Here is an 18,205-nt window from a genome sequence, read left to right as displayed (position 1 = left end):
TCTTCAACTACGTTTCAGAATGACAAGCAAGAAAATTAAGGTTTCTCAGTGGCTTCGGATTTTAGAGTCTTTTTTAAGGAGTGATTCACATTAGAACTGAAAAAACCTCTAGAATTATATATATAGATATATTGAGAATCCTTTCAATATTTGCAGTTGTAGTATTACATGTCTCAGCCCCATTTGCAGCAAGTACGAATACCTATGGTATTAAATGGTGGTGGGTAGGTAATCTAGCAGATTCTATTACCAGATGGAGTGTACCTGTACTAATACTTATTAGTGGTAGACTTATGCTATACAATGATAGAGAAGAAAGTGTACTTCTATTTTTAAGAAAAAGGCTTATAAAGGTGATTATCCCTCTGGTATTTTGGAGCTTATTGTATATGATAAGAAAAAATGAAGTAGTTATTCAGTGGGATGTGTCGTTAATTATATCATTTTTAAAAAACATCTATACAGGTAATGTACACATTCATTTGTGGTATCTTTATATGCTAGTAGGACTATACTTGATTACACCTATTATCAAGCCATATGTAAATAATGCAAGAAAAGAGAGCTTGATATATTTTATAGTAGTCTGGTTTATATCTAATGGAATAATTGCATTTCTTGAAAAATTTACAGAGTATAATATAGGCTTTAATTTAAGCTTTTTCCATTGGAGTCTAGGTTACTATGTGTTAGGTTTTTTCATCGAAAAATATAGTTTTTCAAGGAAGCAAAGGAAAGCTGCTTATGCTCTTGGACTTTTAGGAATGATTGTGACTGTATATGGAACATATGTATTGACTAAAAATAATGACGGAGTCCTTGTTCCACATCTGTATTCATATTTAGCTCCTAATATTATATTCATGTCTATAATGGTATATCTATTGTTTAAAAATATAAACTGGGATAAAATTATTGGGGAAAGTCCTATTATAAATAAGCTGATTTCAAGCTTTAATAGGGCAAGCTTTGGAATATATCTAGTACATTTACTGGTACTGGACATTATTTCTTCTGGAGATATTGGCATCATCATAGATGCTTCATCCTTTAATCCTATAATAGGGATACCACTAGTAGGCAGCATCACATTTATAGTATCCTATCTTGCAGTTGTGATTTTGCAAAGGATACCATTATTAAATAAGGTTGTTCCAAAATAAATAATCAATATACGGAGATGGACTCATGGATGCAATTAGAAAAGGCTTTAGTTTAGAGAAAAGAAAGATTATCAGTGCTATGGTAGGTTCATTGTTGTTAGCTGCAACATCAGTCATTGTGGTAAATGCTTCTGATTCTAATATGGAAAATGGGTATGATGATATCTATGTAAATGTAGAATTCCATATAACAGATGAAAAAGAAACATTAAATGAAATAAATCCTGCTATTACGAAGCTTATTCCTGAAAACTTGGTTTCACATGCTGGAGGGAGAGTAAAAGGAAAATCCTATACTAACTCTATAGAATCCATAGATAGAAGCTATGAAAATGGGTATAGGTTTATAGAACTGGATTTTGAATGGACTATTGATGGAAACCTAGCTCTTATCCATGATTGGGGAGGATATGTAAATAGTGCTTTTGGTGTGGAGTCTAAAATGTATAGTTCAGAGGAATTTAAGAGCTTTAGTATGATAGAAGGCCTTAATCAGATGATCTTAGATGATTTAGCAGATTGGCTTTATGGTCATGAAGATGTATATATAGTTACTGACATAAAGACTTGTAACATTGAAGCATTGAAGCTTATAAGAGACAGATATCCTGATTTAACAGCTCAATTTATACCACAGATATATAAAATAGACGAGTTTATTCCTGTACAAGAGTTAGGTTATACAAATGTTATACTGACTTTATATATGTCTAATTATTCAGATGATGAACTGTTAGATTTTGTGAAAGACCATCAGATCTTTGCTGTCACTATGCCAATAAGTAGGGCAAGGACTGAACTGCCAAGTAAGCTAAAAATAGAAAATGTGTTTGTATATGCTCATACAATCAATAATCATGGGATAAGACAAGAGCTAGAGCTATATGGAGTTGATGGATTTTATACTGATGATATACTTCCTTCAAGCTGGGGCATAGCTCAAATTGAGAAGGCAAGAGAATATAATCTAGTTACAGATAATATTATTGAAAATCTTCAACAGGATATAACAAGAGAAGAGCTTTGTGAATTGATAGTAAGGTTATATGAAGCAATGTCTGGAGAAGAAGCAATTGCACCCGTTACAAATAGATTTATGGATACAAGCAATCTAGAAATATTAAAGGCAAATGCTTTAGGCATCGTAAATGGAGTTGACGAAACACAGTTTTCACCAAATACGAAAGTTACAAGAGAAGAAATAGCTGCTATGCTTTATAGAACATTGAGAACAGTAGATGAATCCTTGATAGAGGGCAATTGCGATGTTAGCTTTGCGGATAAAGGCGATATTTCTAATTGGGCATTAGAAGCCGTAGGCTTTATGAATAACTATGGCATTCTAAGTGGTGTAGGAGACAATAGAGTATCACCAAAAAGTAATGTTACTAGAGAAGAAGGAATTATATTGGTAAAAGGAACCTTTGAAAAGTTCAGATTAAATTAGAAGCAGCCAAATATGGAACAAATATCTGTAAATATCGTCTTACATATTGATTAGCTGTCTAATAGTTAGTCAATATGTCCTAAAAACGATATATTTTATCGAAAATAGAAGGATTTAAGCATTATTTAAAGAATATATTATCTATTAAATTTAAGAGGGAGGGCGAAGTATCAATGTACAGAAGAACAGAAAAGCATCTAAAAAAACTTTCACTTGTATTAGCTTTATTATTCATCTTTACAAACACGGTAGCATTTGCACAAAATTTCAAGGACGTCCCTAGCAACCATTGGGCAAAAGATTACATAGATAAGGTAAGTAAAGCGGGTATAATTACTGGTGATGGAGCGGGAAATTTTAACCCTAGTGGGAATGTTACAAAGGTACAAGCAGCTATTATGATGGCGAGAATGATGGGAATGGATGCAACTAAAACAGCACAGGCTAGACAAACACATCAAGCCTTTTTAACTCAGCAAAACATACCAACATGGGCTCAAGACGGCATAGCAGTAGCATTGGCAGCAGGAGTAATAACTGAAACTGAAGCAAAAGGTTTTTACCTAAATAATAAAGAAGCAGTTGCTCAAAGAGTAGAGATAGCTCGTTGGCTAACTAAGGCTATGGCCCTTGAAGAAGAAGCAAAAAAACCTCTTGTAGTTAAGCTTTCATTCAAAGACGTAGACTTTATAGGAGCAGAAGATCAAAGATATGTGTATATGATGGTAAATAAAGGCATAATCAACCCAGATGGAGATGCACAAGGAAAGTTCAATCCGACTTCTCCTATTACGAGGGATGCCATGGCAAAAATGCTATCCATAGGATACGATTATATGGTTTCAAACCTTTTATTAAACAGACCTTTAAATAATGAAGAAGTTGTAGTTAAGACTCAAACCATAATGGGCACTATATCTAGCATATTGAGAGCACCTAATGAATTATATGTCACAATCGAAAACAAAATAGGAACTAAAACTACATATATAGTCAATGAAAAGACCATTGTAAAGCTTGATGGAAGTAAAATAGATTATAGCGAGCTTATTGAAGGGCTAAAGTTTGAAGCAGAGATTACAGAGGATAATAAAGTCATATCCTTTAGCGCAGAGGGAATAAATGAGGAATATGAGGGAAAGGTAAGGTCTACTATCCAAACTAGTCCTCAAATGCTTACAATAGAATATACTAAAGATGACAAATCAAAAACAACTGAAAGAAAAGCCTTCTATCTTGATCCTAATGTAGATATCACTTTAAATGGAGAGGAAGCATTTTTCAGGGATATTAAAGATGGAGATTCTATTGAAATTAAAGTAAGAAATAGCAAGATAACTGTAATAAAGGCTAAAAGTAAATACTTAAAGCTTACAGGAACTATTAAAGAAATAAAATTATCTTCAAGTGATTATTTACTAGTCATTCAAGATAAAGATAAGGAAACATTTGAATATCCCTTAGACAAGAACGTGTCTATATATAGAAATAAAAGCAGAGGTAAGGTTACAGACCTTAGAAAAGGTGATGATGTAACTATAGAAGTAGAAGATGGAGTAATCACTGATATAGAAGCTAAGATAGTTAAAAAAGAAGGAGAAGGCTCTATAGTTTCTATACTTCAGGCTAAAAAACCTGAGATTACTATACTAAATAGTAAAGGAGAAAAAGAGACCTATTATCTTGGATTAGGAGCAACCGTAAGACTAGATAAGGAAAGAGCAGAGCTTTATGATTTAAAAGTAGGGTATTATGTTGATTTCACAGTAGAGGGTGACGAAATAGTTTCACTTTATGCTCTCACTAGACAAAAGAATCAAATTATCATAGGAAATATAAGCAGTATAACAACAAAACACAGTCTCATCACTGTAACAGTAGATGATGAGGATGGCACATATGCTGAAAAGACAATAGTATATTCAGGATATACTACATTCATAGATTTGTATGGGAATACAGTACGTGAAAGCAAGCTAGAGGTTGGAGACGAGGTAATCATCATAGGCGACTACAATGACTCCTTCATAGAAGCAAAGAGTATAATTATTCCATACGAAAAATAAGAGCTAGTAATTAAAAGAGCCTAGGGCAAGGAGGAAACTCCCAAGCCTTAGGTTTTTTATATTGGAAAGTTGCCATTGAGACATCAGTATTATATAATCTAATTTGAATGTAAATAAAATTTTTTACTTTATGAGGATGGTTGCTATGAATATAACAAAAAAACACAGAGTACAAAAACTTGAAAATATAGCATTGCTAGTTCTTTTCCTAATTAAGGCATTAATCTATAATATCTTAATTGGCAATGGAAATGTAAGTCTAAGGCTAAGCATAATAAGTTCAATGTATATAGTTTTTATCATTGCATTAATTAACATGTTCAAAGGGAAAAGACGTGATGTAGTTCTCCTAACTCTATATTCATTAATAGCTTTAATAATGTTCATAGATTCAGCATATTTTAAGCATTTTAATCAACTTACTTCTATAGTTGTATTGAAGCAAGTTAATCAGCTTAGTTCAGTAGGAGAAAGTATATCTTATGTGCTAGAGCCAGTCAATTTTCTATTAGTTGCTGATATCATACCTTTGATTATTTACTATATCTATAGTCGCAAAATCATATTATCTAGTAGGATAAATACCTTAGGAAAAAAACAATCCTTTGGCATTGCATTAGGCGCATTGGCTATAGTAATTTTGTCTGTTGTTTCTGTGAATGCTTTTAGTGACAACATTAACTTGTTTCATCAAGAATTTTTTACTTATCATATAGGTGATATATACAATACCTTTTTTTCAAAATATGAGGGTGAAGATATAGATGAATTGTTGAAGGAATCAATAGAAAAAGTAAGTAATAAGGAAAAAAATCTGTATGGAATAGCTAAGAACAAAAATGTAATAACTATTCAAGTAGAAGGACTTCAAAACTTTGTCATAGATAGAGAATACGAAGGTCAGGAAATAACACCTAATTTAAACAAGCTAATAAAGGAAGATAGTATATATTTTGACCAATATTATCAGCAGCTAGGCAGAGGCAATACATCTGATGCAGAGTTTGTGTCTCATAATTCATTATATCCTGCAATGGATGGGCAGACCTATCTATGGTATTATAACAACACATACTATGGACTGCCTTGGATATTAAAGGATAGTGGCTATAGTACAGCAGCTTTCCATGGATATAAAGGGGACTTTTGGAACAGAGATAAGGCATACCCTTATCAGGGATTTGACAGGTACTACAATGCTGATAACGACTATAATAGTGTGGGAGCTACAATTGGTTTAGGAATAAATGATAGTGAGTTCTTTATGCAGTCAATGGATTATATTAAATCTATGAAGGAGCCTTACTATGCCTTTTTAGTTACCTTATCAAGTCATCATCCCTTTGAAATGCCTGATGAATTTAAGAAAATCAAGCTAAAAGAAGAACATGAAAGCACTTTGTTTGGAAACTATATTCAATCTATTAACCATGCAGATACTGCTTTAGGTGAATTTATTCAACAATTGAAAGAAGAAGGATTATATGAAAACACAATAATCAATATATATGGGGATCATTTTGGATTATCTTCAATAGACGAAGAAAATAAAAAACAAATGACAGAATATCTAGGTTATGAGTATGATTTTGACGAAATGATGAATATACCCTTCATAATCCATATGCCTAAATCAGGAATTAATCAGAGGATAAGTACCACAGGCGGGCAAATAGATTTTTTACCTACAGTACTGAATCTACTGGGAATTGAAAACAAAAAGGGTATAATGCTTGGACAGGATTTAGTAAATGCTAAAGAAGGCTTTGTTGCCCAACAAACCTATATGCTAAAGGGCTCATATATAAAAGATGATATGGTATTTTCTATGTCTAGGGATGGAATATACAATAATAGCAGAGCTTGGAATATAAATACCAGACAGCCTGTGGATTTAGAAAAGTGCAGAGAGGATTATGAAAGAGCCATTAGGGAAATAAACAAGTCAAATTATATTCTGAAAAATGATTTGCTAAGTAAATACTTTACGGATAGAGAAGAAATGTCTAAAGACGGAGAAGCTGCTAATAAGCGTATTGTGCCAGAAACGTTGATTTCTCATGCAGGTGGGAAAATAGAGGGACTATATTATACTAATTCAAGAGAGGCAATTGATAAAAGCGTTGAGAATGGATATAAATTCATAGAGCTGGATTTTGAATGGACTACTGATGAAAACCTGGTGCTTATTCATGAGTGGAAGGAGAAGGTGAATGAGCTATTCTCTGAAGAGTCAAAGGCATATAGCACTGAAGAATTCAAGAGCTTTAATATGATAAATGGTCTTACACAAATGTCCTTGGAGGACTTGGCAGAGTGGCTCTATGAGCATAGAGATGTATATATAGTTACAGACATAAAAAGTGACAATATAAAGGCTTTGAAGCTTATTAAAGAAAGATATCCTGACTTGATAGCTAAATTTATTCCACAGATATATAAGATGGACGAATTCATTCCTGTACAGGGGATGGGCTATACAAATATTATATTGACCTTATATTCATCTGAGTATCCAGATGATGAGCTGATAGATTTTGTAAGGAGACATGAGATTTTTGCTGTTACTATGCCCATAGAAAGGGCAAGAACAGAGCTGCCAGTAAAACTTAAATCAGAAAATGTCTTTGTATATGCTCATACTATAAATGAGCCTGAGTTAAGAAAAGAGTTGGAGGCAAATGGAGTAGACGGATTTTATACTGATGAATTGTTACCTTAAAGAAAGATATGGGACAGAATGATACCGCTGAAAAAGTCTATTTATGTCATCCTGAGCGTAAGAGAAGGATCTCTCTTGCATTGAAAACATATATCTTCGACTGCGTCTCAGAATGACAAACAAAAAACGGACTTTTTCAGCAACCTCGGACAGAATGCTATGCATTTTGTCCTTTTTTTAGCTCCTGTATAAGCGACTTGCACAAAATCAAATATTTCAGCAACCTGCCTATGCTAGGGTAACAAAAAATAACATTGATTTGTAACACAAATGAAATATAACCACCCTAAAATAATCTCGTAAATTCCCGAATATATATTACAAACAAACATTAGGAGGTAATATTGTATGAGGATGAAGAAAATAATTTCACTTACATTAACACTAGTATTAGTGTTTAGTATAGGCATGACGTCTGTACATGCTAGTGGCTGGGGAAATGGAATGGTACCGCCAGGACTAGCTAAAAAAACTTTTAATGATATCGATGCTTTCAAGTGGGCAGAAAAATCTATAGAGAAGATGTTCCAAAAAGGATTCATTTTTGGGGTAGGCAATGATATGTTTGCTCCTAAGGCTGCAGTTACAAAGCTAGAAGCCATTATAATGTCGCTAAGAGTAATGGGCTGGGAAGAGGAAGCTAAGGGAATAACAAATCTTCCAAAGAAATATAAGGGAGATAAGGTAGCTAATTGGGCTACAGGTTATGTTACAATTGCTTATGAAAAAGGAATACTTGATGATGTTGATATGATGTATTTCAAACCTAATGATCCTGCATTGAGACATGAAGTTGCAAAATATGTAGTAAGAGCCTTGGGCTACGAAAAGGAAGCTCAGAAAAATATGAACAAGGAAATACCTTTTGTAGATGCTGCCCTAGTACCACAGGGTTCAGTAGGCTATGTGTATCTTGTAAATGATTTTGGACTTATGCAAGGTGATAACCAAAAAAGATTCAATCCAATGGGAACTATGACTAGAGCAGAAATGGCTGTACTTTTTTCAAGAATTGACGACAAGGTAGATACTGGAAAAGATGGGGCTGTATCAGGTGAGGTAACTAGAATTTATAGCAATAAAATATCAGTCAAAACAAAGGATAAGACAGAAACTTTTGACTTGGATAGCAGAGTAAGAGTATATCAGGATGATAAGAGAATAGACATTGATGATATAAAAGTAGGTACAAAGGTAAAGATGGAAATTAAAGATGGAAAAGTAGTGTTTATTGAAGTAGTAGATGTTATTGAAGATGATAAGATAATTACCAGATATAAAGGTACTGTAAAAGAAATAAACAAATCAAAGCCATATAAACTTGCTATACAAGCAGAGACTATGATAATAATGTTTGAAGTGGTAGATGATGTAGAAGTTAGCTTCAAAGGTGAAAATGGAAGCTTTTCAGGCATTCAAAAGGACGACGAAGTGACAGCAGTAGTTGATAGAAAAAATAGAGTGATAAAAATCGAAGTTGCAAGAAAATATGTAAAGCCAGTTGAAACTGTTAAAGGCTATATAACTAACATTGAGCTATCAAGAAGATACAACAAGATTACTATAGATAAGAAAACCTATGATTTAGATGCAGAAGCAAAAGTAAAAATTGACGGAAGAAACAAAGAATTAGCAGATTTAAAATTAGGTATGTATGTCGATGCAAGGCTTGAAGAAGATGTAGTAATGTATATAGATGCTGAAAATAAAGAAAAAACTATCAGCGGTAATGTAATAGATATAACTAAAAGTGTGCAAGGTACTTCACTAAAAATAAAAGAGAACAAAACTAATAAGGAATATATTTATTTAGTTCAAAAGGATGCTAGTGTTTATATAGAAGGCTTAAGAAATGCAAAGATAGAAGATATTAGAAAAGGTGACAAAGGAGAATTTGAGATACTAAATGATGTTATTGTAGATGTATATATCGACACTGTAGCAAAGGCTGAAGAGGTAGAGGGAAGCATAACTAACCTAGAGCTTACTAGAAGATACAATAAAATTGCCATAGATAAGAAAACATATGATATAAAAGCAGATGCAAAAGTGAAAATAGATGGAAAAAATAAAGCTTTAGCTGATTTAAAGATAGGTATGTATGCTAAGCTAGTGCTTGAAGACGGTGTAGTGGTATCTATAGATGCTGAGAATGCAGAAAAGATTATTGAAGGTGAAATAATAAGCATAACTAAAGATTTTCTAGGCACTACACTAAAAATAAAGGAAGAAGATACAGATAAGGAATACTCTTATCCTGTTCACAAAAATGTAAAGATTTATATAAAAAATGTTAGAAATGCTAAAATTGAAGATTTACTAAAAGGAGACGAAGGCGAATTTACAATACTCAATGGATCCATTGTTGAAATAGATATAGAAGATTAAAGCGCATATTTAGCAGAAAAAGTTGGAATTGCTCCAGCTTTTTTTGCTTTTTAAGGTGAAGCAAAATTTTTTCTTCGCTTTTCTAATAAACTCATTAAGTTTCGACCTAATGCCGTATTATATTAACTAGCATATCAAGTTAGTTTAAAAAATATTTAGAAAAACGTCAGATGGTGTCATATATGGTTGATAAATTTTTTTGAAATAATGCAAATATTTAGCAGGAATTTAATTACAAAAAAAGAATATATATAATTGATTCAGGTAATCAAGGGGGAATTTTTGTGGGAGAACAACTTCAATGAAGCCGAAAGTATTATGTGTAGACGACCAATACGGCATAAGAGTATTACTGAAAGAAATTTTAAAAAGTGACTATGAGGTGATGACTGTAGAAACAGGGGAAGAGGCTATAGAAAACGTACAGGAATTTGATCCTCAAGTGGTAATACTAGATATGAAGTTAGAGAAGATGAAGGGAACTGAGGTATTAAAATCAATAAAGCAAATTAACTGCAGTATTGGAACCATAATTTTAACTGGGTACCAAGACTATGACCTGATAAATGAAATTAAACAATCCAATCCAGAAAAAATTATTATTAAGCCATTTGAGGTTGAACAGATTAAAAACAGTGTCAAGGAGATTATAGAAAAATCCACGAAAGGAACTCGAGTTTGTTAAATTGGGGGGAACAGAAGGGAACAGGAATAAACTTACTTGTTCTCTTTTGTTTTTTTGCTAAATATTTGTCATAATTGCTTAATTAATTGCTAAATATTGAGAGCATCCTGTATAATGGGATATAGGGAAAAAAAACAGGAGGGATGTACTATGAAGTCTATGATAAGAGTGCGAATGAGTATGCATGATGCACATTATGGTGGAAATCTAGTTGATGGGGCAAAGATGCTTCAACTATTTGGGGATGTGGCAACTGAATTATTGATAAGACACGATGGAGATGAGGGGCTTTTTGTAGCATATGAAAGTGTCGAATTTAAAGCACCTGTGTATGCAGGAGATTATATTGAAGCTGTAGGTGAAATAACTCAAACTGGCAATTCTTCTAGAAAAATGATATTTGAAGCTAGAAAAGTCATAGCTCCAAGGCCAGATATCAGCGAATCTGCATGTGATGTTTTAGAAGAGCCTATAGTAGTATGTAAAGCAGTAGGGACTTGTGTAGTTCCTAAAGATAAGCAAAGAAAAAAGGAGGAATAGCTGATGGAGAAGCTAATAATTACAGTAGCACTTACAGGGGCAGAGGTAACTAGAAAAGAGCAGCCTAATTTGCCATTAACTCCAGATGAAATAGCAGAAGCTGCATATGAAGCATATAAAGCAGGGGCAGCTATGGTACATGTTCATGCCAGAGATAGTGAAGGAAATCCTACACAGGATTATGAAGTATATAAGGAAATTAAGGAAAAAATCGAAGCAAAATGTCCAGTTATATTTCAGCCTTCAACTGGGGGAGCAGTATGGCATTCTCCAGAAGAAAGGCTTCAACCTGTAGAGTTAAAGCCTGAGATGGCTACACTTAGCTGTGGAACCTGCAACTTTGGTCCTGATGTATTTATGAACAGTGAAGAGTACATGGAAAAGTTTGCGAAGAGAATGAAGGAGCTAGGGGTAAAGCCTGAGATTGAAGTATTTGAAAGAGGAATGATAAATAATGCTTTAAAGCTTGTCAAAAAGGGCCTTGTAGATACACCATTGCATTTTGATTTTGTTTTAGGTGTTCCAGGAGCCATGACAGCAGAGCTTAGAGATCTTATATTCTTAGTGGAAAGCATACCGGCTGACTCTACTTGGACTGTTGCAGGTATAGGTAGATTTGAGCTTCCATTAGCAGCAGCTGCAATAACCCTAGGAGGACATGTAAGAGTTGGTTTTGAGGATAATGTATATTATAGCAAAGGAGTCCTTGCAAAGTCTAATGCTGAGCTTGTGGAAAGAATAGTTAGACTTGCTAAAGAATTAGGCAGAGAGGTAGCCACACCGGATGAGGCAAGGAAGATATTAGGGTTAAAGTAATTGAGAATTGAGAGTTAGGAAATGAGATTTAAAAAGAGATTCTTCACATACGTTCAGAATGACAGTTTTCTTGTCATCCTGAGACGGACAGTATAAGCCTTACTTACGAAAGATCTCGCATGATTAACCATAGTTTAATTACTGTTAGAAATATTAAATTTTGTTCATAAAGTAGCTAATAGGTAAAATTACCTGTATTAGCTACTTTTTTATTTCGAATTTATATTTTACAAGAAGGAATTATTATTCAAATGAAGAATTAAAATATATAGTAAGGAGGGAAAATGTTATGCTTATTGATACTAAAATAGCAATTGCTGTAAAATGCGGTACATGTGATAATCTTAATGTGCATGAGACCTCGTTGTTTGAGCTTTTTACAAATAAAACAACAGAGATAGTATGTACTTGTGGTCAGCATAATGCTATTATAAAGACTAAGAACCATAAGTCTTTATGGATGGATATAGATTGCTACGTATGTCAAGATAAACATACATTCAAATATACATTAAAACAGCTTTTAAGAGGAAATATAATTACAAGATGCATTGAAACAGGAGTAGAAATATGCTTTATAGTAAGCTGCGGGGATGTCAACGAATTAATAGAAAAATATGAAATGAACTGCGATGGATTCTATAAGGAGCTAGAATTTTTAGATTACTTTAACAATCCTGAAATAATGATGAAGTCCCTTGAAAGAATAAAGGAACTAGATAGCAGTGGACTTTTAGGCTGTAGCTGTGGTGAAAATAACATAGAAATGAACATATTTCCAGATAGAATAGAGTTAAGATGCATGAGCTGTGAGGGTATTAAGCTAATATATGCAGAAACTAATGATGACTATAGGAATTTTATGTCTAAGGAAAAAATAATTCTTCGCGAAAACAGTTTTGAATGTATAGATGCAATAAATCAGAATAAAGATACAAATAAGAAGTGATATAATGCAAGATTAAAAAGAGATTCTTCACATACGTTCAGAATGACAGCTTTTTTTGTCATCCTGAGACGGACAGTATAAGCCTTACTCACGAAGGATCTCTATACATTAGACAAAGGATTAAAATATCTTAGCTATATAAATATAAGGAGGTTTTTTACACATGCTAGTATCAGGAAATGAAGTTCTTCAACACGCACATAAAAATGGATATGCTGTAGGTGCTTTCAATGTGAATAATATGGAGATAGTTCAGGCTATTGTTGCAGCAGCAGAGGAAACAAACTCACCAGTTATTCTTCAAGCTAGTCAAGGTGGACTCAAATATGCAGGAGTTGAATATATTGCTAAAATGGCTCAGATAGCTGCATATAATGCGAAGGTTCCAGTAGTTATACATTTAGATCACGGGACAGATTTTGTTCAGATAATGCAATGTATTAGACATGGTTTTACTTCAGTTATGATAGATGGCTCTAAACATGACCTAGATGGAAATATTGCAGTTACTAAAAAGATAATTGAGCTTGCCCATGCTGTAGGAGTTTCTGTTGAGGCTGAGCTTGGGAAAATAGGCGGAACAGAAGATGATGTTACAGTATCAGATAGAGAAGCTACTTTTACAGATGTAGATGAAGCCGATAGATTTGTTAGAGAAACAGGAGTAGATTCATTAGCCATAGCAATAGGCACTGCTCATGGACCATATAAGGGAGAGCCTAAGCTAGACTTTGATAGACTAAAGGCCATAAAAGAAAGATTGAATATGCCTATAGTACTTCACGGCTCATCAGGAGTTCCTGAGGAAAGCATTAAAAAAGCAGTAAGCCTTGGTGTAAATAAAATAAATATAGATACAGATATTAGAATGGCTTTTTCTAATGCAGTAAGAGAAGTCGTAACAAATAATCCTAAAGAATATGACCCTAGAAAGCTTTTAGATCCAGCAAGAAAAGCTATGCAGAAGATTATTGCAGAAAAGATGATAATGTTTGGCTCAGCAGGCAGAGCGTAAGGAGTGATATATTGAAACTTTTTATTGATACAGCAAATATAGATGAAATAAGAGAAATAAACGACTGGGGAGTAATATGTGGAGTAACTACAAACCCATCACTTATTGCAAAGGAAGGCAGAGATTTTAAAGAGGTAATTCACGAAATAACCAGCATAGTAGACGGACCTATTAGTGCAGAGGTTATAAGCCTAAATGCTGATGGGATGGTGGAAGAAGCATTAGAATTAGTTAAAATTCACAAAAATATAGTCATAAAGATTCCAATGACAAAGGAAGGCTTAAAGGCAGTCAGTGTACTTAGCAAAAAGGGAATCAAAACTAATGTAACTCTTATATTCTCTGCAAGTCAGGCACTTCTTGCAGCAAGGGCAGGTGCCACATATGTAAGCCCATTTGTAGGGAGAATGGATGACATAAGCAACGAAGGTATAGACGTAATAGATGATATAGTCGATATCTTTGATTTACATGGAATAGATACAGAGATAATATCTGCGAGCATAAGACATCCAATGCATGTAATTCAATCTGCAAAGGCAGGTGCTCATATAGCTACAGTGCCATATAAGGTATTTCAAGCTATGCTAAATCATCCTTTGACTGATATAGGTATAGAAAGGTTTTTAAAGGACTGGGAAGGTGTACCAAAATAAAAACTAAAAATATTATGATGAGATAAGAGAAAATTAACCCTTTGGGAGATTTTCTCTTTTTTCATGAGCAGAAAAAATAAAGGGGAAAAATAAATGTAATAAATAGATATTGATTTATTGAGTTGGATATAATATAATAGGGTAATCGTTTACCTTAGTATATTATGTAATGAGGAAAGGGTCAGATATGGGTATTAATAGAATAGCTAGAATGGCAGGAGTATCAACTGCTACTGTTTCAAAAATACTAAATGGAAAAGACCAAGCTATAAGCGAATCTACGCGGCAGAGGGTTCTGGAAATCGTAGAGAGAGAGGGATATATTCCCAATGCCATAGCCAAAAGCCTTAAGATAAACAACACAAAGACTATAGGGCTGATAATACCTGATGTGATGAATTTGTTTTTTAGTGAATTAGCTAAAGGAGTAGAGGATTCTGCTGACAAGCGAGGCTATTCACTTATACTTTGTAATACGGATAACAGTACTGATAAGGAGAAAAAATATCTTCAGGTACTACAATCAAAAAGAGTAGATGGTATTATCATAACTGCCGTAGAGAATAGCAGTGATACTAGCTTTGAAAACTGCATAGCTCCCATTGTATTACTTGATAGGGATATTAAAACTAATAGACCAGTCGGCAGAATAAAAATAGACAATGAAAAATGTACCTATGATGCAGTCACATTTTTGCTCAATAAGGGATGTACCAATATTGGCTTCATATCTTCAGATACAGTTAATTCTTTGTCACGTTCTCGTCTTGAGGGCTATATGAGTGCATTAAAGGAAAATGACATTCCCTATGACGAAAAGATTGTATACCTTAAGGATTATTCTGTAGAAGCTGGATACGCTGGAGCCTTAAAGCTAATTGAAAATAGTGAAGTTGATGGTATTTGTTGTGGCAACGATCTAATCGCTATTGGAGCTATTAAGGCATTAAAAGAAAAAAACATAGATATTCCCAAGGATGTTAAGATAATCGGACTAGATGATATATTTATAAGCAGCTATTTTAATCCTCCCATAACTACTGTTAAGCAGCCTATATACGATATGGGACTTGAAGCGGTTAATCTGCTGATAGATATGATAGAAAAAAGAGAAACAGATTTATTAAGAGTATTTAATCATAAGATAATTGAAAGGATGAGTACTTAAATTGAAACAAGTCATAATTGATGTAGATACAGGTATAGATGATGCCCTTGCTTTGATTTTAGCTGTTAATAGTGAAAAGCTTAATATTAGAGGTGTTACAACTGTTTGCGGCAATATCCCAGTAGAGCTAGCAACAGAGAACACGCTTAAGGTATTAAATCTACTAAAACGTCATGATATAGAGGTCTATGAAGGCAGCAATGAGCCTAAGGCTAGAGGAATTTACTTTAAGGGGTCAATACATGGAGAGAATGGCTTAGCTGGACAATTGAAGGAAGCTGTTACTAAGGGAAAAAATTCTAAGCATGCTGTTGACTTTATTATAGATGAAATCAATAGTCATCCTAATGAAATATCTATGATAATGCTGGCACCTCTTACAAATCTAGCAAAGGCCTTTGAAAAAGCCCCAGAAATAAAGGGTAAGGTAAAAGAACTCTATATAATGGGGGGAGTAGTAAATGGACCTGGCAATGAAAGTGCCGTAGCTGAATTTAATTTTTATATTGATCCAGAAAGTGCCTATGAGGTGCTTCATAGCGGAGTGCCTATTAAACTAATTGGATTGGATGTAACTAGAAAGGCAGAGCTTTTTGAATCAGATTTAGATAGAATTGAAAACAACTCAGCATTAACTCAGTTTGTCATGAGCATTACAAAGCATTACATAGATAGAGTTTCTTCAGGAAAACCTATTAGAAGATGCTTGCTTCATGATCCGCTTGCTGTTGCTGTGGCTATAGATGAAGATATAGTCGGTATGAAGGACTATTTTGTAGATGTGGAATATTCCAGTAGATTGTGTGATGGACAGAGTGTCTGTGATTTTAATAATAAATATGGGAAAAAACCAAATGCTAAAGTAGCTTTAGAACTAAATAGGGATAAATTCATGGGTATGTTTCTGCAAAGCATTATGAAGTAATTTGAATATGTTCTAGTTAACTTAAAGGAGAGGATGGTGTAAGTGAAAAAACATTCATTTTATTTACTTTTAGCCCCGGGCTTTTTATTTCTGCTTATATTTGCAGTATTTCCGCTCATTATGTTGATTTCAGGCTCATTCACTAGTGAAGGAGGCATTACATTAAGCAGATATATTGATTTCTTTACAGATAGCTACTATACTACTATTTTACTTAGAACCTTAAAGCTATCGTTGATATCGACTTTAGTTGCGGCAGCTTTAGGATTTCCAACTGCCTATTATATTAGCAAGACCAGCATCAATAGAAGAGGACTATATATTGCTCTAGCTGTATTTCCTATGCTAACTAGCCCTGTAGTCAGATCCTTTAGCTGGATGGTTATCCTAGGGAAGTATGGTATAGTAAATAATGTTCTCACTAAGATAGGTATAATAAAGGAGCCTTTATCCTTACTCTATAACGAGTTTTCAATTGTTGTAGGATTTGTATATCTATTTATGCCCCTTATGATTTTATCTTTAGTAGGAGTACTAGAAAATATAGATAAAGATTTAGTAATGGCTGCTGAAAGCTTAGGCGCAACAAGATTTAAAGCCTTTATGAAGGTGATTTTCCCGTTGAGTGTACCAGGATTAATAGTAGGAAGCGTGCTAGTATTTACAGGAAGCTTAACAGCCTATACTACACCTCAGCTGTTAGGTGGTACAAAATCAAGAGTATTAGCAACGGTTATATATCAAAATGCTATGACACTATTTAATTGGGATACTGCAGCAGTTGTGGCAACTGTCATGATTGTAGTCACAATTTTAGTTAGTGGCATAATCAATTCCTTTGCAAGGAAATTAAACTCTAGGGGGTGATGTCAATGAATAAAAAAAGTACAGGATTAAGAGTATTTGCTTTCTTAGTATATTTCTTTTTGCTAGCACCTTTAGTTATTATATTTGCAACATCTTTTGGCCCTGATAAATCTTTGATATTTCCACCAAAAGGCTTTTCATTAAAGTGGATGGCGAATATATTTAAAATAGAGATGTTTAGAAAGACCTTTTTGATTAGTATGCAGTTATCTATTATTGGCACTATCATAGCTTTAATAATGGGAATTCCTGCAGCCTATGCACTTAGCAGATATAATTTTAAAGGAAAGAACTTCTTTAATAGTATATTTCTATCACCTGTATTAATACCAGGAATAGTCTTAGGGTTTTCACTGCTGAAATATCTAGTTATTTATAGTAAGCTACCTGTTTACACAAGCTTATTGATTGGACATGTGATTATTATAATGCCCTATATCATTAGAGTTATATCTTCTAGCTTGAGCAGCTTTGATTACTCTATAGAAGAGGCTTCCATGAGCTTAGGAGCTAATAAGATAAAGACCTTTTTTACTGTTGTATTGCCTAATATTAGGTCTGGTGTGATTGCAGCATTTATTCTTGCTTTTATTAACTCGTTTAATAATGTTCCGATATCGCTATTTTTAACAGGACCAGGTATTAGCACTTTACCTATACAGATGCTCATTCATGTGGAATATAATTTTGATCCAACAATTGCAGCTTTATCAGTAATTCTCATGGCAATGACAGCCTTATTGATGTTTATTATTGAAAAAACTCTGGGTTTAGCGTATTTTGCCAAATAGGCTCAAG

At 33.7% G+C, this 18,205-nt stretch carries 15 protein-coding genes; all 15 read left to right on the top strand.

Annotated elements, in window-relative coordinates:
• The first annotated feature begins 80 nt into the window (after window positions 1–80).
• The gene (locus QO263_RS00525) at window positions 81–1,163 is read left to right on the top strand and encodes an acyltransferase (RefSeq protein WP_285625156.1); all 1,083 of its coding nucleotides are present in this window, start codon (window positions 81–83) and stop codon (window positions 1,161–1,163) included.
• Between the two features lie 25 nt (window positions 1,164–1,188).
• A complete protein-coding gene (locus QO263_RS00520; RefSeq protein ID WP_285625154.1) occupies window positions 1,189–2,610 on the top strand; it encodes an S-layer homology domain-containing protein in 1,422 nt (473 codons plus the stop codon).
• A gap of 173 nt (window positions 2,611–2,783) precedes the next feature.
• Entirely contained in the window at window positions 2,784–4,676 is a 1,893-nt protein-coding gene (locus tag QO263_RS00515; protein WP_285625153.1) for an S-layer homology domain-containing protein, read from the top strand.
• A gap of 145 nt (window positions 4,677–4,821) precedes the next feature.
• On the top strand, window positions 4,822–7,398 hold the full coding sequence (locus tag QO263_RS00510) for a sulfatase-like hydrolase/transferase (RefSeq protein WP_285625151.1): 2,577 nt from the start codon (window positions 4,822–4,824) through the stop codon (window positions 7,396–7,398).
• A gap of 348 nt (window positions 7,399–7,746) precedes the next feature.
• Window positions 7,747–9,786, top strand: coding sequence for an S-layer homology domain-containing protein (locus QO263_RS00505; protein ID WP_285625148.1), 2,040 nt, complete (start codon window positions 7,747–7,749; stop codon window positions 9,784–9,786).
• Window positions 9,787–10,087: 301 nt separating this feature from the next.
• On the top strand, window positions 10,088–10,471 hold the full coding sequence (locus QO263_RS00500) for a response regulator (RefSeq protein WP_285625145.1): 384 nt from the start codon (window positions 10,088–10,090) through the stop codon (window positions 10,469–10,471).
• Between the two features lie 150 nt (window positions 10,472–10,621).
• Window positions 10,622–11,011 (top strand): 3-aminobutyryl-CoA ammonia lyase, encoded by a 390-nt coding sequence (gene kal, locus QO263_RS00495; RefSeq protein WP_285625143.1) that lies wholly within the window; start codon window positions 10,622–10,624, stop codon window positions 11,009–11,011.
• A 3-nt stretch (window positions 11,012–11,014) separates the two neighbouring features.
• Window positions 11,015–11,827 carry a 3-keto-5-aminohexanoate cleavage enzyme gene (gene kce / locus QO263_RS00490; protein ID WP_285625141.1) on the top strand — a complete coding sequence of 271 codons (813 nt, stop codon included), beginning with the start codon at window positions 11,015–11,017 and terminating at the stop codon, window positions 11,825–11,827.
• A gap of 289 nt (window positions 11,828–12,116) precedes the next feature.
• Window positions 12,117–12,776 (top strand): hypothetical protein, encoded by a 660-nt coding sequence (locus tag QO263_RS00485; RefSeq protein ID WP_285625138.1) that lies wholly within the window; start codon window positions 12,117–12,119, stop codon window positions 12,774–12,776.
• Window positions 12,777–12,939: 163 nt separating this feature from the next.
• Window positions 12,940–13,791, top strand: coding sequence for a class II fructose-1,6-bisphosphate aldolase (locus QO263_RS00480; RefSeq protein WP_285625136.1), 852 nt, complete (start codon window positions 12,940–12,942; stop codon window positions 13,789–13,791).
• 11 nt (window positions 13,792–13,802) lie between these two features.
• Window positions 13,803–14,447: a fructose-6-phosphate aldolase gene (fsa, locus tag QO263_RS00475; RefSeq protein WP_285625134.1), complete on the top strand. Its 645-nt coding sequence runs from the start codon at window positions 13,803–13,805 to the stop codon at window positions 14,445–14,447.
• Between the two features lie 187 nt (window positions 14,448–14,634).
• Window positions 14,635–15,615 carry a LacI family DNA-binding transcriptional regulator gene (locus QO263_RS00470; protein ID WP_285625132.1) on the top strand — a complete coding sequence of 327 codons (981 nt, stop codon included), beginning with the start codon at window positions 14,635–14,637 and terminating at the stop codon, window positions 15,613–15,615.
• Window position 15,616: 1 nt separating this feature from the next.
• Window positions 15,617–16,540 (top strand): nucleoside hydrolase, encoded by a 924-nt coding sequence (locus tag QO263_RS00465; protein WP_285625130.1) that lies wholly within the window; start codon window positions 15,617–15,619, stop codon window positions 16,538–16,540.
• A 42-nt stretch (window positions 16,541–16,582) separates the two neighbouring features.
• Window positions 16,583–17,407: an ABC transporter permease gene (locus QO263_RS00460; protein ID WP_285625128.1), complete on the top strand. Its 825-nt coding sequence runs from the start codon at window positions 16,583–16,585 to the stop codon at window positions 17,405–17,407.
• 5 nt (window positions 17,408–17,412) lie between these two features.
• On the top strand, window positions 17,413–18,198 hold the full coding sequence (locus QO263_RS00455) for an ABC transporter permease (RefSeq protein ID WP_285625126.1): 786 nt from the start codon (window positions 17,413–17,415) through the stop codon (window positions 18,196–18,198).
• Window positions 18,199–18,205: the final 7 nt, after the last annotated feature.

The organism is Proteiniborus sp. MB09-C3 (genome assembly GCF_030263895.1).
Taxonomy (GTDB): Bacteria; Bacillota; Clostridia; order Tissierellales; family Proteiniboraceae; genus Proteiniborus.
Note: the sequence above shows the minus strand (reverse complement) of the source record. Positions and strands in the feature narration are given on the sequence as shown.

Bases quoted from the DNA above. Each gene is read 5' to 3' on its own strand.
- QO263_RS00500 (WP_285625145.1), top strand. From the start codon at position 10,088: ATGAAGCCGAAAGTATTATGTGTAGACGACCAATACGGCATAAGAGTA.
- QO263_RS00455 (WP_285625126.1), top strand. From the start codon at position 17,413: ATGAATAAAAAAAGTACAGGATTAAGAGTATTTGCTTTCTTAGTATAT.
- QO263_RS00470 (WP_285625132.1), top strand. From the start codon at position 14,635: ATGGGTATTAATAGAATAGCTAGAATGGCAGGAGTATCAACTGCTACT.
- QO263_RS00505 (WP_285625148.1), top strand. From the start codon at position 7,747: ATGAGGATGAAGAAAATAATTTCACTTACATTAACACTAGTATTAGTG.
- kal (WP_285625143.1), top strand. From the start codon at position 10,622: ATGAAGTCTATGATAAGAGTGCGAATGAGTATGCATGATGCACATTAT.
- QO263_RS00520 (WP_285625154.1), top strand. From the start codon at position 1,189: ATGGATGCAATTAGAAAAGGCTTTAGTTTAGAGAAAAGAAAGATTATC.
- kce (WP_285625141.1), top strand. From the start codon at position 11,015: ATGGAGAAGCTAATAATTACAGTAGCACTTACAGGGGCAGAGGTAACT.
- QO263_RS00480 (WP_285625136.1), top strand. From the start codon at position 12,940: ATGCTAGTATCAGGAAATGAAGTTCTTCAACACGCACATAAAAATGGA.
- QO263_RS00510 (WP_285625151.1), top strand. From the start codon at position 4,822: ATGAATATAACAAAAAAACACAGAGTACAAAAACTTGAAAATATAGCA.
- QO263_RS00485 (WP_285625138.1), top strand. From the start codon at position 12,117: ATGCTTATTGATACTAAAATAGCAATTGCTGTAAAATGCGGTACATGT.
- QO263_RS00515 (WP_285625153.1), top strand. From the start codon at position 2,784: ATGTACAGAAGAACAGAAAAGCATCTAAAAAAACTTTCACTTGTATTA.